The 17,689-nt window shown below is 64.9% G+C and carries 15 protein-coding genes and 1 tRNA gene; 9 read left to right on the top strand and 7 right to left on the bottom strand.

The window, feature by feature from the left end; genetic code table 11:
• Positions 1–25 precede the first annotated feature (25 nt).
• Genes XH91_RS18715 through XH91_RS18705 form a run of 3 tightly spaced genes read left to right on the top strand, consistent with a single transcriptional unit; the run spans position 26 to position 4,565 of the window.
• Positions 26–1,630: a carboxyl transferase domain-containing protein gene (locus XH91_RS18715; protein WP_128951931.1), complete on the top strand. Its 1,605-nt coding sequence runs from the start codon at positions 26–28 to the stop codon at positions 1,628–1,630.
• A 4-nt stretch (positions 1,631–1,634) separates the two neighbouring features.
• Positions 1,635–3,638: an acetyl/propionyl/methylcrotonyl-CoA carboxylase subunit alpha gene (locus tag XH91_RS18710; protein ID WP_128951930.1), complete on the top strand. Its 2,004-nt coding sequence runs from the start codon at positions 1,635–1,637 to the stop codon at positions 3,636–3,638.
• A 15-nt stretch (positions 3,639–3,653) separates the two neighbouring features.
• A complete protein-coding gene (locus XH91_RS18705; RefSeq protein WP_128951929.1) occupies positions 3,654–4,565 on the top strand; it encodes a hydroxymethylglutaryl-CoA lyase in 912 nt (303 codons plus the stop codon).
• Positions 4,566–4,701: 136 nt separating this feature from the next.
• Here XH91_RS18705 and XH91_RS18700 read toward each other — a convergent pair whose 3' ends face one another.
• The 3 genes from XH91_RS18700 to XH91_RS18690 are packed head-to-tail and all read right to left on the bottom strand — an operon-like array spanning position 4,702 to position 7,630.
• The gene (locus XH91_RS18700; RefSeq protein WP_128951928.1) at positions 4,702–6,060 is read right to left on the bottom strand and encodes a TRAP transporter large permease; all 1,359 of its coding nucleotides are present in this window, start codon (positions 6,058–6,060) and stop codon (positions 4,702–4,704) included.
• The gene (locus XH91_RS18695; RefSeq protein ID WP_128951927.1) at positions 6,057–6,611 is read right to left on the bottom strand and encodes a TRAP transporter small permease; all 555 of its coding nucleotides are present in this window, start codon (positions 6,609–6,611) and stop codon (positions 6,057–6,059) included. The genes XH91_RS18700 and XH91_RS18695 overlap by 4 nt, the downstream gene beginning before the upstream one ends.
• Positions 6,608–7,630 (bottom strand): TRAP transporter substrate-binding protein, encoded by a 1,023-nt coding sequence (locus tag XH91_RS18690; protein WP_128951926.1) that lies wholly within the window; start codon positions 7,628–7,630, stop codon positions 6,608–6,610. Before XH91_RS18690 ends, XH91_RS18695 begins: the two co-directional genes overlap by 4 nt.
• 350 nt (positions 7,631–7,980) lie before the next feature.
• Between XH91_RS18690 and XH91_RS18685 the strand changes: the two genes are divergently transcribed.
• On the top strand, positions 7,981–8,223 hold the full coding sequence (locus tag XH91_RS18685) for a pentapeptide MXKDX repeat protein (RefSeq protein ID WP_128951925.1): 243 nt from the start codon (positions 7,981–7,983) through the stop codon (positions 8,221–8,223).
• 169 nt (positions 8,224–8,392) lie between these two features.
• Here XH91_RS18685 and XH91_RS18680 read toward each other — a convergent pair whose 3' ends face one another.
• Positions 8,393–8,740, bottom strand: coding sequence for a DUF6481 family protein (locus XH91_RS18680; RefSeq protein WP_128951924.1), 348 nt, complete (start codon positions 8,738–8,740; stop codon positions 8,393–8,395).
• 263 nt (positions 8,741–9,003) lie between these two features.
• On the opposite strand from XH91_RS18680, the gene XH91_RS18675 reads away from it, so the two are divergent.
• The 3 genes from XH91_RS18675 to XH91_RS18665 all read left to right on the top strand — a co-directional run bounded on the left by XH91_RS18675 (position 9,004) and on the right by XH91_RS18665 (position 10,556).
• Positions 9,004–9,240 (top strand): hypothetical protein, encoded by a 237-nt coding sequence (locus XH91_RS18675; protein ID WP_128951923.1) that lies wholly within the window; start codon positions 9,004–9,006, stop codon positions 9,238–9,240.
• 88 nt (positions 9,241–9,328) lie between these two features.
• Positions 9,329–9,565 carry a hypothetical protein gene (locus XH91_RS18670; RefSeq protein WP_128951922.1) on the top strand — a complete coding sequence of 79 codons (237 nt, stop codon included), beginning with the start codon at positions 9,329–9,331 and terminating at the stop codon, positions 9,563–9,565.
• 199 nt (positions 9,566–9,764) lie between these two features.
• Positions 9,765–10,556, top strand: coding sequence for a hypothetical protein (locus XH91_RS18665; RefSeq protein ID WP_128951921.1), 792 nt, complete (start codon positions 9,765–9,767; stop codon positions 10,554–10,556).
• A 296-nt stretch (positions 10,557–10,852) separates the two neighbouring features.
• Here the strand turns inward: XH91_RS18665 and XH91_RS38910 are convergent, their stop codons facing one another.
• Positions 10,853–11,002, bottom strand: a complete 150-nt coding sequence (locus tag XH91_RS38910) for a hypothetical protein (protein ID WP_164933812.1) — start codon at positions 11,000–11,002, stop codon at positions 10,853–10,855.
• Positions 11,003–11,355: 353 nt separating this feature from the next.
• Between XH91_RS38910 and XH91_RS39900 the strand changes: the two genes are divergently transcribed.
• Positions 11,356–11,487, top strand: a complete 132-nt coding sequence (locus XH91_RS39900; protein WP_283810021.1) for a hypothetical protein — start codon at positions 11,356–11,358, stop codon at positions 11,485–11,487.
• 67 nt (positions 11,488–11,554) lie between these two features.
• Here the strand turns inward: XH91_RS39900 and XH91_RS18660 are convergent, their stop codons facing one another.
• Together XH91_RS18660 and XH91_RS18655 are read right to left on the bottom strand one after the other, a co-directional pair.
• Entirely contained in the window at positions 11,555–11,791 is a 237-nt protein-coding gene (locus XH91_RS18660) for a hypothetical protein (protein WP_128951920.1), read from the bottom strand.
• 169 nt (positions 11,792–11,960) lie between these two features.
• Positions 11,961–12,037: transfer RNA gene (locus tag XH91_RS18655), tRNA-Arg, on the bottom strand.
• Positions 12,038–12,442: 405 nt separating this feature from the next.
• On the opposite strand from XH91_RS18655, the gene XH91_RS18650 reads away from it, so the two are divergent.
• Complete coding sequence (locus XH91_RS18650; RefSeq protein ID WP_128951919.1) at positions 12,443–17,647, top strand: alpha-2-macroglobulin family protein; 5,205 nt, start codon at positions 12,443–12,445, stop codon at positions 17,645–17,647.
• The last annotated feature ends 42 nt before the right edge of the window (positions 17,648–17,689 follow it).

The following is a 17,689-nucleotide window of genomic DNA, read 5'->3' as shown; positions in this document are numbered from 1 at the left end:
CACGTGATCAGAAACGCGGGACCTCATGCCGCTTCATTCCAGCATCGACCCATCGTCATCCGATTTTGCGCGCAATGCGGACGCCATGCGCGGCCTCGTCGCAGATTTGCGTGAAAAGCTCGCCCAGGTCGCCGGCGGCGGCGGCGAGTCCTCGCGCAACCGCCACACCGCGCGCGGCAAGATGCTGGCGCGCGAGCGCGTCGATCTGCTGGTCGATCCCGGCACCTCGTTCCTGGAGCTGTCGCCGCTCGCGGCCCACGGCCTCTATGGCGGTGACGTGCATTCGGCGAGCATCGTCACCGGCGTGGGGCGGATCTCGGGCCGCGAATGCGTTGTTGTCGCCAACGACGCCACCATCAAGGGCGGCACTTATTATCCGATGACGGTGAAGAAGCATCTGCGCGCGCAGGACATCGCGCGGCAGAACAACCTTCCCTGCGTCTACATGGTGGATTCCGGCGGCGCCTTCCTGCCGCTGCAGGACGAGATTTTTCCGGACGAGCGGCATTTCGGCCGCATCTTCTACAACCAGGCGCAGATGTCCTCACAGGGCATCCCGCAGATCGCCATCGTCATGGGCTCCTGCACCGCCGGTGGCGCCTATGTGCCTGCGATGTCGGACGAGAGCATCATCGTGCGCAATCAGGGCACCATCTTTCTCGGCGGCCCGCCGCTGGTGAGGGCCGCAACCGGCGAGGTCGTGAGCGCCGAGGAGCTCGGCGGTGCCGACGTGCATTCGCGCCAATCCGGCGTGACCGACCACTACGCCCAGAACGATGCGCATGCGATCGGCATCGCCCGGCGCATCGTCGGCACGCTCAAGCCGTCAGCGCGGCCGAACCTCAACATGCACAGGCCGCGCGATCCGCTGTTTGCGGCGGAGGAGATCTATGGCGTGGTGCCGGTTGACGGCAGAAAGCCGTTCGACGTGCGCGACATCATCGCGCGCGTCGTGGACGGCTCCGAATTCGACGAGTTCAAGAAGCTTTATGGCACGACCCTGGTGTGCGGCTTCGCCCACATCTGGGGCTTTCCGGTCGGCATCATCGCCAACAACGGCATCCTGTTCAGCGAGAGCTCGCTGAAGGGAGCGCATTTCATCGAGCTGTGCTGCCAGCGCGGCATTCCGCTGGTTTTCCTGCAGAACATCACCGGCTTCATGGTCGGGAAGAAATACGAGGCCGGCGGCATCGCGCGCGACGGCGCCAAGCTGGTGACGGCGGTGGCGACAGCGTCGGTGCCAAAGTTTACCGTCGTGATCGGCGGCTCCTACGGCGCCGGCAATTACGGCATGTGCGGCCGCGCCTATTCGCCGCGCTTCCTCTGGATGTGGCCGAATGCGCGCATCTCGGTGATGGGCGGTGAGCAGGCTTCGATGGTGTTGAGCCAGGTCCGCCGCGATAACATCGAGGCGAAGGGCGACAGCTGGTCGAAGGAGGAGGAAGATAAGTTCCGCAAGCCGATCCGCGATCAGTATGAGAGCCAGGGCCATCCGTATTACGCGACTGCGCGTCTTTGGGACGACGGCGTGATCGATCCGGCCGACACACGGCTCGTGCTCGGCCTCGGCCTGTCGGCGGCGTCGAACGCACCGATCGAGCCGACGACATTCGGCCTGTTCAGGATGTGATGCGATGGACCGTACAAAGCTCTACCGCCGGTTTCGCACGCTCCTGATCGCCAATCGCGGCGAGATCGCCTGCCGCGTCATCCGCAGCGCCCGTGCCATGGGCCTGCGCACGGTTGCCGTTTATTCGGAGGCCGACCGCGACGCGATGCATGTCGCGCTTGCGGACGAGGCCGTGCTGCTCGGCCCGGCGCGGGCCCGCGACAGCTATCTCAATGTCGAGCGGCTGATCGAGGCCGCGCGCAAGACCGGCGCCGAGGCGGTGCATCCCGGCTACGGCTTCTTGTCGGAAAATGCCGAGTTCGCGCGGGCCTGTTACGATGCAGGCCTCGTCTTCGTCGGCCCGACCGCCGAAATGATGAATGCGATGGGCTCGAAGTCGGGCTCGAAGGCGCTGATGGAGGAGGCGGGCGTGCCGCTGGTGCCAGGCTATCACGGCGACGCGCAGGACGATGCGACGCTGGCGAAGGCGGCCGAGAAGGTCGGCTTCCCCGTGCTGGTAAAGGCGTCCGCCGGCGGCGGCGGCCGCGGCATGCGGATCGTGCGTTCGGCCGCCGAGCTAGGGCCGGCGATCGTCAGCGCCAAGCGCGAGGCCAAGGCGGCGTTCGGCGACGATCGCATGCTGATCGAAAAATACGTCGATAATCCCCGGCACATCGAGGTGCAGATCGTCGGCGACAGCCACGGCAATCTGCTGTCGCTGTTCGAGCGCGAATGCACCTTGCAGCGCCGCCATCAGAAGGTCATCGAGGAAGCGCCGTCGCCGACGCTCAATGCTGCCCAGCGCGAAACGGTCTGCGCCGCCGCGCGCAAAGCGGCGGGCGCGGTGAACTATGTCGGCGCCGGCACCATCGAATTCGTCTCCGACGGCAAGGATGTGTTCTTCATCGAGATGAACACGCGCCTCCAGGTCGAGCATCCCGTGACCGAGCTGATCACGGGCATCGATCTCGTCGAATGGCAGCTGCGCGTCGCCTTCGGCGAGGCGCTGCCGCTGAAGCAGGACGAGATCAAGCTCAACGGCCATGCCGTCGAGGCGCGCGTCTACGCGGAAAATCCGACCAAGAACTTCATGCCGTCGGTCGGCAGGATCTCGACCTGGCGGCTGCCCGCGGAGACCGGCGGCCTGCGCATCGATGCCGGCTATCGCGAGGGCGATACGGTCTCGCCATATTACGACGCCATGCTGGCCAAAATGATCGCGTGGGCACCGTCGCGCGATGTCGCGATCGACCGCCTCAACCGCGGGCTAGAGGATTCCGACGTCCGCGGCATCGTCACCAACATTCCGTTCCTGTCGGCGCTGATCACGCATCCGAAGGTGCGGGCCAATGCAATCGATACCGGTTTCATCGAGCGCGAGCTGGCCGCCCTGACCTCGGCCTCGCCAGCGCCCGGCGAGCTCGAGCTGTGCGCTGCAGTTGCCGCAATCGTCAACGACGAGCGGCAGGCTGCGCAAGGCGAGGCAAATTCGCCGTGGCAGACCTTTGGCTGGCAGCCGGTCGGCCGCCGCCAGCGCAACTTTGCCTTCCGAGTCGGTCACGGCCCTGAGCAGAAGATCGCGCTGAACTATGGCAGCGGACCATCGACGCTCGTGATTGGTGAGCGTGAGCTGGCATTTGCGGTCGTGCCGAAAGACGGCGGGTTCGATCTGACGCTGGATGGTGTCAAATCGTCGGTCGCCGCCGTGATCGACGGCCACGAACTGTATCTGCGCACGCGCAACGGCCGCTTCGATCTGCATTGGGTCGATCCGTTCGGCGGCGAGACCGAGGAGCAGACAGGCGCGGACAAGATTGCAGCGCCTCTGCCGGGCACGGTCGTGGCCGTGCTGGCCGAGGAGGGAGCGAAGCTCGAAAAGGGCGCACCGATCCTGACCCTGGAAGTGATGAAGATGGAGCAGACGCTGCGGGCGCCCTATGCCGGCGTGCTGAGGTCGATCAAGTGCAAGGTCGGCGACATCGTGCAGGAAGGCGTCGAGCTCGCCGTGGTTGAGCCATCGGAAGAATGACTTGAGGAGAGTGACATGAGCGAGCCCGTCCGCATCATCGAGATGGGGCCGCGCGACGGGCTCCAGAACGAAAAGACGGCGGTCAGCGTCGAGGCCCGCATCGCCTTCATCGAGGCGCTGGTTGGAGCTGGCCTCGAGACCGTCGAAGTCGGCGCCTTCGTCTCGCCCAAGGCGATCCCGCAAATGGCGAGTTCCGATGCCGTGCTGCGCGGCGTTGCCCATATCAGGGGCGCCGAATTCCACGTGCTGGTGCCGAACGAGAAGGGCTACGACGCGGCGCGCGCCGCCGGCGCGAAAGTGGTCTCGGTGTTCGCGGCAGCCTCCGAGGGCTTCTCGCGGGCCAACATCAACTGCACGGTCGCGGAATCCATCGAGCGGTTCAAGCCGGTGCTGGCGCGCGCCAAGGCCGATGGCGTCAAGGTCCGGGGCTATATCTCCTGTGTGCTCGGCTGCCCGTTCGACGGCGAGATCAAGCCCAAGGCGGTGGCCGATCTTGCCAAGACGCTGTGGGATCTTGGCTGTTACGAGATCTCGCTCGGCGACACCATCGGCGTCGGCACTCCCGCCAAGGCCAAGGCGATGCTGCGCGCGGTGGCCGCCAACATCCCGGCGGCAAGGCTCGCTATGCATTTCCACGACACCTACGGCCAGGCGCTGGCCAATCTCTATGCCGGGCTGGAGGAGGGCGTGCGCGTCATCGATGCGGCCGCTGGCGGCTTGGGTGGCTGTCCTTATGCGCCGGGGGCGACGGGCAACGTTGCGACTGAGGACGTCGTGTACATGCTCGAAGGCATGGGCGTGAGGACCGGCGTCGAGATGGAGAAGCTGCTGGCGGCAACGAACGAGATGAGCAAGGTGCTCGGCAAGCCGCCGGTGAGCCGTGTGGCGTCGGCGCTGAATGCGAAGAAGAAGCGGGCTGCGTTGTAGGTGCGTAGGGTGGGTTAGCCCTGCAATTGCGTGAAGCGCAATTGCAGGGCGTAACCCGCCACTGTTCTTGTCCGCAGCGACAGAAGAGGTGGGTTACGCCCTGCGGCTAACCCACCCTACGGCACCTTCTATGTCGCTACCTGCTCCCGTCCGGCCCCATCACAAGATCCGGCAGTAAGGTCGAGATCTCCGGCACGAGGCACAGCAGCAAAACGGCGCCCATCATCAGGAGCACGAAGGGCAGCGTGCCCCAGATCACTTCGCTGAGCGAAATGTCCGGCGCGACATTGCGGATGACGAAGATGTTCAACCCCACGGGCGGATGGATCAGTCCCATCTCCATCACGATGGTCATGACCACGCCGAACCAAATGATGTCGAAATTGGCGGCGCGCAGGGGCGGCAGGATGATCGGCGCGGTCATCAGGATGATCGAGACCGGCGGTAGGAAGAAGCCGAGCACGACGACCATGACGAGGATCGCAAACAACAGGCCCCAGCGCGGCAGATGCATTGCCACGACGGATTCGGCTGCCGATTGCGAGATGTGCAGATAGCTCATCACGTAGGAATAGAGCAGCGACATGCCGATGATCATCATCAGCATGGTCGATTCCCGGATCGTCGACTTCATGATGGGGCCAAGGTCCTCGGGCCGCCACACGCCGTAGATCGCCGCGATCAAGCCCAACGCCAGAAGCCCGCCGAGGCCGGCCGTTTCCGATGGCGTGGCGAAGCCGCCATAGAGCGCGGCCATCACGCCGGTCAGCAGCAGCACGAACGGGATCACCCGCGGCAGGACGCTGAAGCGTTCGGCGAGCGTGTACTCGTCGCGCGCAAGAATTGCAGCCTCCGGGCCGCCGTTCTTGTAGATCGCTTCCGCCGCCGCATATTCCCGGCGGAAACGATACACGGCGTAGAATCCGAACAGCGAGACCAGCAGCAGGCCGGGCCCGATGCCGGCCAGGAACAGCCGGCCCAGCGACTTCTCGGCGGCGACCGCGAACAGGATCATAGTGATCGAAGGCGGCAGCAAAATGCCGAGCGTGCCGCCGGCGGCAATGATGCCGGCGGCAAAACCGCCGGAATAGCCGCGCTTGCGCATCTCGGGAATGCCGGCCGACCCGATCGCAGCACAAGTCGCGGGCGAGGAGCCCGCCATCGCCGCGAACAGCGCGCAGGCAAACACGTTGGCGACGCCGAGGCCGCCGGGCACCCGGTGCAGCCAGGCGTGCAGCGCCGAATAGAGATCGTGGCCGGCGCGCGACTTGCCGATCGCCGCGCCCTTCAGGATGAAAAGCGGGATCGACAGCAGCGTGATCGAGGCCATTTCCTCGTAGACATTCTGCGTCACCGTATCGAGCGAGGCCGAGGGCATGTAGATGCCCATGAACACGACCGCGACCGCGCCGAGCGCGAACGCGATCGGCATGCCCGAAAACATCACGAGCAGCGTCGCGACGCCGTAAGCGATACCGATCCCGAAGACGCTCATGGCCGCTTGGCTCCTGCGAAAGGCAGCGCCAGTTGCACGAGGATCTGGACGCAGAGCAGGCTCATGCCAAACGCCATCAGGGAATAGGGAATGGCGAGCGGCGGCGACCACATCGAGTTCGAGACCTGGCCGTCGACATAGGCCTCATGCGTCAGCGTCCACGACTTCCAGGTGAAGAAGGCGCAGAACAGGAACGTCGCGGCGTCGACGAACCAGAGCCGGATCCTGTTCGCCAGCGGCGACAGCAGCCCGACGAAGGCCTCGATGCCGATATGGCCGCGGTTCTGCTGCACGTAGGCCGCCGTCATGAAGGTCGCGCCGACCAGCAGGAACACGGCCGCCTCGTCCTGCCAGTAATTTGCGGCCTTGAACAAGGCGCGACTGAGCACGCTGTAGCTCAGGATGGCGCAGGCCGCGACCAGCGCAAGCGCCGCGAACACGAGGATGATGCGGTTGAGGATGGCGAGGCCGCGATCAAGCGCCGCCGCAAGGCCGGTCCTTGCGGCAGCATTCGCCTGATCGTCACGATCCGGCAGAGGGCCGTGACTCATGCAGCGACGTCGGAGGCGAGCTTGAGCAGGTTTGCGGCGGTCGCAGTCTTGGCGCCGTAATCCTTCCACGCGGTGTCGCGCGCGATGTCGCGCCATTTGCCCACGGTGGCCGCGTCGAGTGCGCTCACCTTGGCACCGGCCTTTTCGTAGACCTTGGCGACCTCGACGTCGTCATCCTGCGCGCCCTTGCGGCCGAAGGCCTCGAGCTCTTCGCCGACAGCGACCACGATGTCCTGCTGGTTCTTCGGCAGCTTGTCGAAGATCGCCTTCGACATCATCAGCGGCTCCAGCATGAACCAGTAGGACGCGCCCGCGCCCGAGGTCAGCGACTTCGCCACCTCTTCGAGACGGAACGAGATCAGGCTGGTGGAGGAGGTGATGCCGGCATCGCACGCGCCGGTCTGCATCGCGGCATAGATTTCGTTCGAGGGTACCGACAGCACCGAGGCGCCGGCGGTCTGCAGCACCATGTCCATCTCGCGCGAGCCGCCGCGCACCTTCATGCCCTTGGCATCTTCGGGCGCCACGATCGGCTTGGAGCGGCTGGCGACGCCGCCGGCCTGCCAGATCCAGCTCAAGAGGATGATGCCCTTGTCGGCGAGGAAGTCGGAGAGTGCCTTGCCGACCGGCTCCTTCTTCCAGCGCATGCCCTGGTCGTAAGTGGTGACGAGGCCCGGCATCAGGCCGATATTGGTCTCGGGCAATTCGCCGCCGGCATAGGGCATCGGATACAGCGAGATGTCGAGCGCGCCCTTGCGCATCGCGGAGAACTGCGCGTTGGTCTTGATCAGCGAAGAGTTCGGATAGATCTCGGCGGCAATGTCGCCATTGCTGCGCTTGCCGACTTCGGCTGCGAACATGCGGCAGAGCCGGTCGCGGAAATCGCCCTTGTCGATGGTGCCGCCAGGGAATTGGTGCGAGATCTTCAACGTGGTCGCGGCATGGGCGGTGCCGATGCCGAAGCGGAGAATGGCGGGGGCTGCGACGGCAGTCGCGAGCAGGTGACGACGCGTGAACATGAAGTATCCCCTTAAGACGTTTCTTTGGACGGCTTTTTGAATCGTTCTTGGATGACGTGGTCTGACTGGGTCTTGAGACCGGCGCGGGGGCCCATCCTAGCCCGTCTTCACTTGCTTCGGTTGATAGTTCGAGACCGCAGGCCGCGGCAAGTGTTCGCATTGCTGCGCTGCACTCGCCGGGGCCTGGTGTTTCGGTCGTTAACGCTTTTGGTCAGGGAGCGATCGCGCAAGCGTCCGGGGCTCACGAAAAAACTTCGCAACGTCGCGTAACAAGCATGTGTGTCGATCCGTCGAGATTGAGTAGCGGCACCTGTCGCTTTCACAACACCATCTCGAAGGGAATATTTCTCATGACCATTCGCACCCGCATCGTGCTCGGCGTCTCGGCTGCCGCTCTCTCGCTTGCCCTGGCGCTGTCGCCGGCCGCCTTTGCCCAGGACAAGATGGGCAAGGACGACGGCATGATGAAGAAGGACACGATGTCCAAGGACGGCATGAAGAAGGATCACATGTCCAAGGACGACGGTATGAAGAAGGACACGATGTCCAAGGATGGCATGAAGAAGGACGACGGCATGATGAAGAAGAACTGATCTCGTGCCGTCATGCCGGCCGCCTCGAACGAGGCGAGCCCGGCATGCGTTGAGTCAGCCTCGTCCATCCACGGTCCATCGCCGCGGCGTCCGCGGCCGGTCCAGCATGATTTGACCTGAAGCGCACGCGCCCCAAGCGCACACGCCCCAGGTCAAATTTTGTTGAAGTCTACTTCCGTTTGGCCTTGCGGGCCGCGTAACGGGCGTCCCGCTTCGCCTTCTGCTCGGCCTCGAGCGCCGCCGCCTTGGCAGCCGTTTCCTCGGCCTCACGCGCAAGGCGCGCTGCTTCAGCGGCCTTGGCTTCTTCCTCGATACGCTTCTGCTCGGCTTTTTCGGCCTCGCGCGCAGCCTTTGCTTCGGCGCGCTTTGCCGCGAGCGCCTCGCGCTCGGCACGCTTCGCCACCACAGCGGGATCGTCAGGTCCCGGCTGCGACTTGAATTTGTTTAAAAGATTTTTGCGGGCTTCCAGTGCAGCCTTTTGCCGGTCTGCGAAGCCGGGTTCCCTGAATCCACTCATCGACGAGCCTTGTCTTCCTCGCTTTCGATCCTAAATCACTGCGTGTTGGTACGTCGGCTGGGCACAAGCAGGCGCCACGCGACGCAGAAGCGTGTACATCGCCACGCGCCGCGAAGCCACCCATAATCGCAGCCGATCAGGTCAACGAAATCGCTGAACCAGCCGATCCTTCGTAGCCCGGAAAAACTGCCGAATTGTGATGTCCCTCATAAGGGCACCCAGCGGCGGCGCCTAGCGTCCGCCATGCAAGACGGAGCACGGGCATGATCTTTTTCCGGCTGAGCCTGAAAGCTCTTGCAATCACGGTCGCCGCGGCGGCGGTCGCAGGTGCGGTCCTGTTGGCCGCACGTCCGCAGCCCATCGAGAGTACCGTTCTTGGGGCCGCCTGGGAGTGCACCCAAACCGCATTCATCCTGACGAGCTGCGCGCCGCGCGCGCAGGAGGCGATCCCGGCGGTCGAGACCTTGCGCAGGGAAGCGGTGAGGCAGACCAAGGGTTGAACGGCGAGGGCCGAGCGGCGATGTGACGCGACGTCGCAGAGGTGGTAAACGGCCTTCACCGAGCGCCAGGGTCTCCGCCAAGGTCCCAATGTCTCAGCCTGACTCCAAGCCCGATTCGACGCCCGATCCCGCGGAGAAGCCCAAAGCTTCGCCGAAGCGCCAATCCGGCGACAACCGTCGCGGCGCGGTCGCGGGGCTCATCATTGCCGCCGTAATCCTCGCGGTCGGCCTGTGGCTCGCTCGGGACCTCACCGCCGCCAGCAAGATGCAGGATTGCTTTATGTCGGGGCGACGCAATTGCGATGTGATCGAGCCGGCGCGCTAGGCGGAGGCTCGCTGCCCGTCCGGACGAAAATTTGCCGCGATCTTAAACATTTGTAACGGGACATCACCGGGCTTGGCGGCTCAATCTGGCAGCTCAATCCGGCAAGTCAGTCATGTCAGCCGGCATCAGCCAAGTGCGATCCGAATCGTCTATCGCGCGTGGGCCACGGCAATTTCCGAAAGTTGAGGGGTAGGCACCAATGAGTGCGTCCAGTCGCATGAAGATCATCATTCCCTTGGTTTCGGCCATGTCGTTGCTGGCATTGTCCGCGCAGGCGCAGGACGCAGGTCCGCCAAAGGGCGCCGGCCAGCCGCCAGGGCAGGGCGCAGCTACCCCGCCGCCGGCCAATCAGAACGCCCGCAAAGGCCCCCCACCGCAGGCAGGGCGATCCGCACCCCAGCCTGTCGGTCAGGCCCATGCGGTGCCCGGACCGGGTCCCGGTTCGCACCATGCCGGTGGACCGCACCCTGGGCCCGGCCGCACGATGGCGCGCGGTCCGGCACCCGCACGTAACTGGGGTGGGCATGCCTACCGTGGCAATCTCGCCTGGGAGGGCGGACGCTGGCGTCATGAGGTCCACGATGGCCGCCCCGGCTGGTGGTGGGACGTCGGCGGCGTCTGGTATTATTATCCGCAACGGATGGACGGCCCGCCAGCCTATATCTCCGAGGAGTATGTGGACGACGTGCCGGTGGCCTACGCGCCGCCGCCGGGCCCGCCCGTGGCCTACGAACCACCGCCGCCCCCGCCGCCGGCCCCCGATCCCGGTGCGAGTGCGCTGGGCGGCGCCATCGTCGGTGGTGTGCTCGGCGGCCTGCTTTCGGGCAACGCTTCGGGTGCGGCGGCAGGTGCCGTGATCGGCGGCGCGACTGGCGCCATCGCGGGAGCAACGGCCGCTTCGCGTCCCGGCTACTATGTCGCCGAGGGCGTTTGCTACTACCGCTATCCGAGTGGCCAATATGTGCAGGCCGATCCGCGCGCGTGTTACTGAGGCTTTCAGCGAGATCCGTACTGAATGAGGCGGGCCATGGCCCGCCTCATTTGTTTCCGGACGCCCATGTTCTGCAGGTGAACCCCTGTGGCGGCGCACAACAACTGCCTCAAATTTCCACTGGCGCTCGATGCGGCATCACGCGATTGATCAAAGAAAAAATCGAACGTGATTCGCGGGGGACGGAAATATGCTGGACGCGATCCAGATCAGCCTGGCGCTCTGGGCCATGATCGTTTGCGGGGGGATCAAGGGGGTGCAGATCGTGCACTACCTGCTTTAGCGCGCGATCGGCGCTACGAGACAAGCCAGCTCAGGAACGCCATCGCAGCCCAGACCAGGGCGCCGATCCAGGCGGTCATCACGATGGCGATGGTTGCGAGAAAGGCGAAGCCGTGCAGGTCGGCCTTGCGCGTTGACGCGGGCGCTGGGGCTTCTTGTCTCATGAGCGGGACAGCCATCGATCCTCGGTCGTGTTCTGCGGAGCACGATGTTGATCTTTAGCGAACGCGCCGGGCCATGGCTGTGATGCAATTCACAGATCGGCGCAAATGAGCCCGCTTCACCGTTTGGTGCGTACGATCGGCACAATCGCGCAACGCGCGGCGTTTGCGCGCGGTTTGAAACCGCCAGTGCAATTCCTTGGGGGCCACAATTAGAGCGTGCCGAAATCGCCCGTAACACGCCCCGTTCTCCGCAATCTTACGGACGAAATTGCCACGCACTTGTCCCGATCGAGGGGCTAGAGTCGGCACTCATGTGTACCAAGTACGACCCACAGCATGAGGCCGAGGCGGCAATGAAGCGCGCCGCGGAGTCGGAAGGCCCCGACCGGCAACGCCTCATCGAACTGGCGCTGGCCTGGCATCAGCTTGCGCGCGATCGTCGTGATGACGAGCCGAGCGCCGGGACTGATCGCATTCGGCCCTAGGGCCCCGTGGCGTCCAACGCGAGCCCGGCACTGCTGACCATGGCGGCGATGGCGCGCAAGACCAGGATCACTCGATCGCCGACTGCGGCTTCTGATGACCGCGGTGCGTCCACGCCTGAACGGCGGAGGCGAGTTGATGCTGGCTCATGGCGGCATCCGCAAGGGACGCTTGGGCTGTTTCGATCCGCTTTGCGATCGTGCCGGAGTTGATGTCCACGAAGCCGGCGTCGATTGCCAGATACGACATCGCGACCAGCGCCACCGCAAGGGCGATCCCCATTCGCGTCAATTCGGCTCGCGGCATCGGCAGTCCTTCTTGAGCGCAATTGGCTCGCCGCGTTCAGATAGGACGCACATCCCGGGTTCAAAGCCCGCGGCAAGGCGACCCACGCGTTCGTGAAAGACGACGGATTTGCGATGGTAAACCAGGTGGCGCGTTAATGATGAACGTCAGCGCATCTCGACCCGACATCTGGCGATCCCGGCAGGAATCGAACCTGCAACCCTCAGAGTAGAAATCTGATGCTCTATCCAGTTGAGCTACGGGACCGTTCTGGCCAACCCGGTTTGGGGGCCGGCCGTTCATATATCATGGCAATATGAAAAATCTGGTCTTTCGCCAAGCCTGAACCGAACCGTTTTCCTCAGTGGTACGACAAATCGGAACGGCGGAGTGTCAGGGTGCCGGGTTGAGCGGCAGCGGACTGGACGACGGATTAACGTCGCCGGCAACGCTGACCAGCTTCCGGGACACGGTCGCCGGTCGACTGCTTCAGATATGGCCTGCGCCACAGGACGGCGTGCGCGGCGGTATCTCGATCGGTCTCCTCTGGGCGTGCCGTGCCATGGCGAATGCGACGTTTTGCACCTTTGGTTCCATCGCCATGAGTCCGTCACCTTTCCGCACACATTATCGCCGCCGCGGCGCTCGTCCGCGATTTCCGGGAGTCCTTTCATGATTGGTCTGGTTCGCGCCGTCGCTCTCTGCGCCGTGCTGGCGTTTGGCCTTTGCGCTGCGCAGGCAGCGGACAAGCCATTCAAGCGTGACGATCTCGCCGATTCCGCGATCAAGCTCGAGGCGCAGATCAAGAGTGAAGCGGGGCCGGTCGCCAAGACCAACGCGACGCTGAAGACCGACGCCGACGCCGCCTTCAGGCGCAACGACTACCGCACCGGGCTCTCGGTCCTCGGCCAGATCGCCGCCACCACGCCCGATGACGCCGGCAATTGGCTGCGGCTCGCAAAGGTCATCTTCCAGATCACGCCGAAGAGCTCGAGCGAGCAGACGTTCCTCTTCGAGCGCGCCTCGACCGCCGCCTATATCGCCTATATGCGCGCCGGCAATGCGGGCGAGGAGGCTGATGCGCTCGCGGTGCTCGGCAAGTCGCTCGCCGAGCGGCACCTGTTCCGCCCGGCGCTCGACGCGTTGCGGCTGTCGCTGGACATGCGCGAGGTCGCCGATGTCCGCGGCCAATATGAGAAGCTGCGCGACGAGCATGGCTTCCGCCTGCTCGACTATACCGTGGACTCGGATTCGGCGAGCCCGCGCGCCTGCTTCCAGTTCTCGGAAGAGCTCGCCAAGCGCACCGATTTCGCGCCGTTCCTGGCGCTCGCTGGCCAAGACAAGCCGGCGCTGTCGGCGGAAGGCAAGCAGCTCTGCGTCGACGGGCTGAAGCATGGCGAGCGCTACAACATCAATTTGCGTGCCGGCCTGCCGTCGACGGTGAAGGAGGGCCTGCCGAAATCGGCCGAGTTCAACATCTATGTGCGTGACCGCAAGCCGTTCGTGCGCTTCACCAGCCGCGCCTATGTGCTGCCGCGCACCGGCCAGCGCGGCATTCCCGTGGTCAGCGTCAACACGCCCGCGGTGAACATCAATGTGTTCAGGATCGGTGACCGCAATCTGATCAACACGGTGGTCGACAGCGACTTCCAGAAGACGTTGTCGAAATATCAACTCTCGGATCTGGGCGACGAGCGCGGCGTCAAGGTCTGGTCCGGCGAACTCGCGACCGCGATGACTCTGAACCAGGACGTCATCACCGCATTCCCGGTCGATCAAGCGCTGGGTGAGCTCCAGCCGGGCGTCTATGTGATGACGGCAGCGGCCAAGGGCCCGGGCAGCGACGATGATTATCAGCTGGCCACGCAATGGTTCATCGTGTCCGACCTCGGGGTCACGGCCTATTCCGGCAATGACGGCATCCATGTTTTCGTCAATTCGCTGGCCTCGACCGATCCGGTCGGGAAAGCCGAGGTGCGGCTGGTCGCCCGCAACAACGAGATTCTGGCGACGCGCAAGACCGATGAGGCCGGCCACGTGCTGTTCGAGGCGGGGCTGGCGCGCGGCGAGGGCGGCCTGTCGCCGGCGATGCTGACGGTCACCGGAGAGAAGGCCGACTATGCCTTCCTCAGCCTGAAGACCTCGGCCTTCGACCTCAGTGACCGCGGCGTCGCGGGCCGTGCGGTGCCCTCTGGCGCCGATGCCTTCGTCTATGCCGAGCGCGGCGTCTATCGCTCCAACGAGACCGTTTATCTCACGGCGCTCTTGCGCGACGGGCAGGGCAATGCCGTCAATGGCGGGCCGCTGACCCTGGTGATCGAGCGTCCCGATGGCGTCGAATTCCGCCGTGCCGTGCTGGCCGACCAGGGCGCCGGCGGCCGCACGCTGTCCGTGCCGCTCAACTCGGCCGTTCCGACTGGAACCTGGCGGGTGCGCGCCTTCACCGACCCGAAGGGCTCGTCTGTCGGCGAGACCACCTTCATGGTCGAGGATTACGTCCCTGACAGGATCGAATTTGACTTATCCAGCAAGGACAAGCTGATCAAAGCTAACGCTCCTGTGGAGCTTAAGGCGGACGGTCATTTCCTCTATGGCGCGCCGGCTGCGGGCCTCAGCCTCGAAGGCGATATGCTGATCGCGCCGGCCAGCGAACGTCCGGGCTTTGCCGGCTACCAGTTCGGCGTCGATGACGAGCAGACCACGTCGAACGAGCGCACGCCGCTGGAGAACCTTCCCGAGGCCGACGCCAATGGCGTTGCGACCTTCCCGGTGACGCTGGAGAAGCAGCCGGCCTCGACGCGTCCGCAGGAGGCGCAGATCTTCATCCGCATGGTCGAGACCGGCGGCCGCGCCGTCGAGCGCAAGCTGGTTCTGCCGGTCGCACCCGCGACCGCCCTGATCGGCATCAAGCCGCTGTTCGGCGACAAGAACGTCGCGGAAGGCGACAAGGCCGAGTTCGACGTCGTGTTCGTCTCGCCCGACGGCAAGACACTTCCTCGCGACGGCCTGCGCTACGAGCTGCTGAAGATGGAGTCGCGCTATCAGTGGTACCGCCAGAACAATTACTGGGAGTACGAGCCGGTCAAGTCGACCTCGCGCGTCGCCGATGGTGACGTCACGATCGCGACCGACAAGCCGACCCGCATCTCGCTGGCGCCGCGGCCCGGCCGCTATCGGCTCGACGTGAAGTCGAACGACGCCGACGGCCCGGTGACCTCGGTGCAGTTCGACGTCGGCTGGTATTCCGACGGCAGCGCCGACACGCCGGACCTCTTGGAGACCTCGATCGACAAGCCGCAATACGCCTCCGGCGACACCATGACAGTGTCGGTGAACGCCCGCTCTGCCGGCAAGCTCACCGTCAACGTCGTCGGCGACCGCTTGCTGACGACGCAGACCATCGACGTCAAGGAAGGCACCGCGCAGGTGAAGCTCCCGGTCGGCAAGGATTGGGGCACCGGCGCCTATGTGGTGGCGACGCTGCGCCGTCCGCTCGATGCGGCCGCCCAGCGCATGCCGGGTCGCGCCATCGGCCTGAAATGGTTCGGCATCGACAAGCAGGCCCGCACGCTCGCCGTAAAGCTGTCGCCGCCGGATCTGATCCGGCCGAATTCGGTGCTGAAGATTCCGGTCAGGCTCGACGGGCTCAATCCCGGCGAGGATGCCAAGGTCGTGATCGCCGCAGTCGACGTCGGCATCCTCAACCTCACCAATTACAAGCCGCCGGCGCCGGACGATTATTATCTCGGCCAGCGCCAATTGACTGCGGAGATCCGCGATCTCTACGGACAGCTGATCGACGGCATGTCCGGCACGCGCGGCCAGATCAAGTCCGGCGGCGACGCCGGCGCTGCGGAGCTCCAGGGCTCGCCCCCCGCGCAGAAGCCGCTGGCGCTCTATTCGGGCATCGTCACCGTCGGCGCCGACGGCACCGCGGAAGTGAGCTTCGACATTCCGGAGTTCGCCGGCACGGCGCGCGTGATGGCAGTGGCGTGGACCGCGACAAAACTCGGCCGCGCCAACACCGATGTCGTGATCCGCGACCCAGTCGTCCTGACGACGACCCTGCCGCGCTTCCTGCTCAACGGTGACCACGGCACGGTCAATCTCGAGATCGACAATGTCGAGGGCCAGGCCGGCGATTATGTCATCAACGTCAAGACCGGCGGCCCCGTGAAGATGTCGGGCAATCCCGCCACCACCGTCAGGCTTGCCGCCAAGCAGCGCAACTCGTTCGCGCTCGCGCTCGATGCGACCGCGGCCGGGCAGGCGACGCTCGACGTCGACATCAAGGGGCCGAATGGCCTCACGCTCGCGCGCCACTACGCGCTCGACGTCAAAGCGGCCACGCAAGTGCTGGCGCGGCGTTCGATCCGGACGCTGGCGAAAGGCGAGAGCCTGACGCTGACCTCGGACATGTTCTCCGACCTCGTGCCGGGCACCGGCAGCGTCTCGGTCTCGGCGAGCCTGTCGACGGCGCTCGATGCGGCGACCATCCTCAAGGCGCTCGATCGCTATCCCTACGGCTGCTCGGAGCAGATCACGAGCCGCGCGATGCCGCTGCTCTATGTCAACGACCTCGCGGCCGGGGCGCACCTTGCCATGGACACCGAGGTCGACCAGCGCATCCGCGACGCCATCGAGCGGCTGTTGGCCCGTCAGGGCTCCAACGGCTCGTTCGGCCTGTGGTCGGCGGGCGGTGACGATGCCTGGCTCGATGCCTACGTCACGGACTTCCTGACCCGCGCCCGTGAAAAGGGCTTTGTGGTACCCGACGTCCTGTTCAAGAACGCGCTCGACCGCATCAGAAACTCCGTCGTCAACGGCAATGAGCCGGAGAAGGACGGCGGCCGTGATCTCGCCTATGGCCTCTATGTGCTCGCCCGCAATGGCGCAGCTCCGATCGGCGATCTCCGCTATCTCGCCGATACCAAGCTGAACAATCTGGCGACGCCGATCGCCAAATCTCAGCTTGCAGCGGCGCTCGCTCTGGTCGGCGACCGCAACCGCGCCGAGCGGGTCTACAGCGCAGCGCTCGACAGCCTCGCGCCAAAGCCGGTGCTGGAGTTCGGCCGCACCGACTATGGTTCGCAGCTCCGTGACGCCGCAGCGCTCGTTTCGCTCGCGAGCGAAGGCAATGCGCCGAAGGCGACGCTGACTCAGGCGGTTTCGCGGGTGGAAGTCGCGCGCGCGCTCACGCCCTACACCTCCACGCAGGAGAATGCCTGGCTGGTGCTGGCGGCGCGGGCGCTGGCCAAGGAAAACCTCTCGATCGAGGTGGACGGCCAGCCGGTCAAGACTGCGCTCTACCGCAGCTACAAGGCTGATGCGCTGAGCGGCAAGCCGCTGAAGATCACCAACACCGGCGATGCGCCGGTGCAGGCGGTGGTCTCGGTATCCGGCTCGCCGGTGACGCCGGAGCCGGCCGCGTCGAACGGCTTCAAGATCGAGCGGAACTACTTCACGCTCGACGGCAAGCCCGCCGATATCAGCAAGGTCAAGCAGAACGATCGCTATGCCGTGGTGTTGAAGATTACGGAAGCCAAGCCCGAGTATGGCCACATCATGGTCTCCGACTATCTGCCGGCGGGCCTCGAGATCGACAACCCGAAGCTGGTGTCGTCGGGCGACAGCGGGACGCTGGACTGGATCGAAGACGGTGCGGAGCCAGAGGATACCGAGTTCCGCGACGACCGCTTCACCGCTGCCGTCGACAGGGCCTCGGACTCCAAGGCGGTCTTCACCGTCGCCTACGTCGTGCGCGTGGTTTCCCCCGGCAAATACGTGCTGCCGCAGGCCTATGTCGAGGACATGTACAATCCCTCGCGCTATGGCCGCACCGGAACGGGGACCGTCGAGGTACGGGCGGCGAAGTGAGTGGTGAGATGGTAAGCGTTCCGAACGAGCCACAATCTCCGT

Source organism: Bradyrhizobium guangzhouense (assembly GCF_004114955.1).
GTDB lineage: Bacteria > Pseudomonadota > Alphaproteobacteria > Rhizobiales > Xanthobacteraceae > Bradyrhizobium > Bradyrhizobium guangzhouense.
The sequence above is the reverse complement of the archived record's forward strand: the minus strand, read 5'-3'. Positions and strand labels throughout refer to the sequence as shown.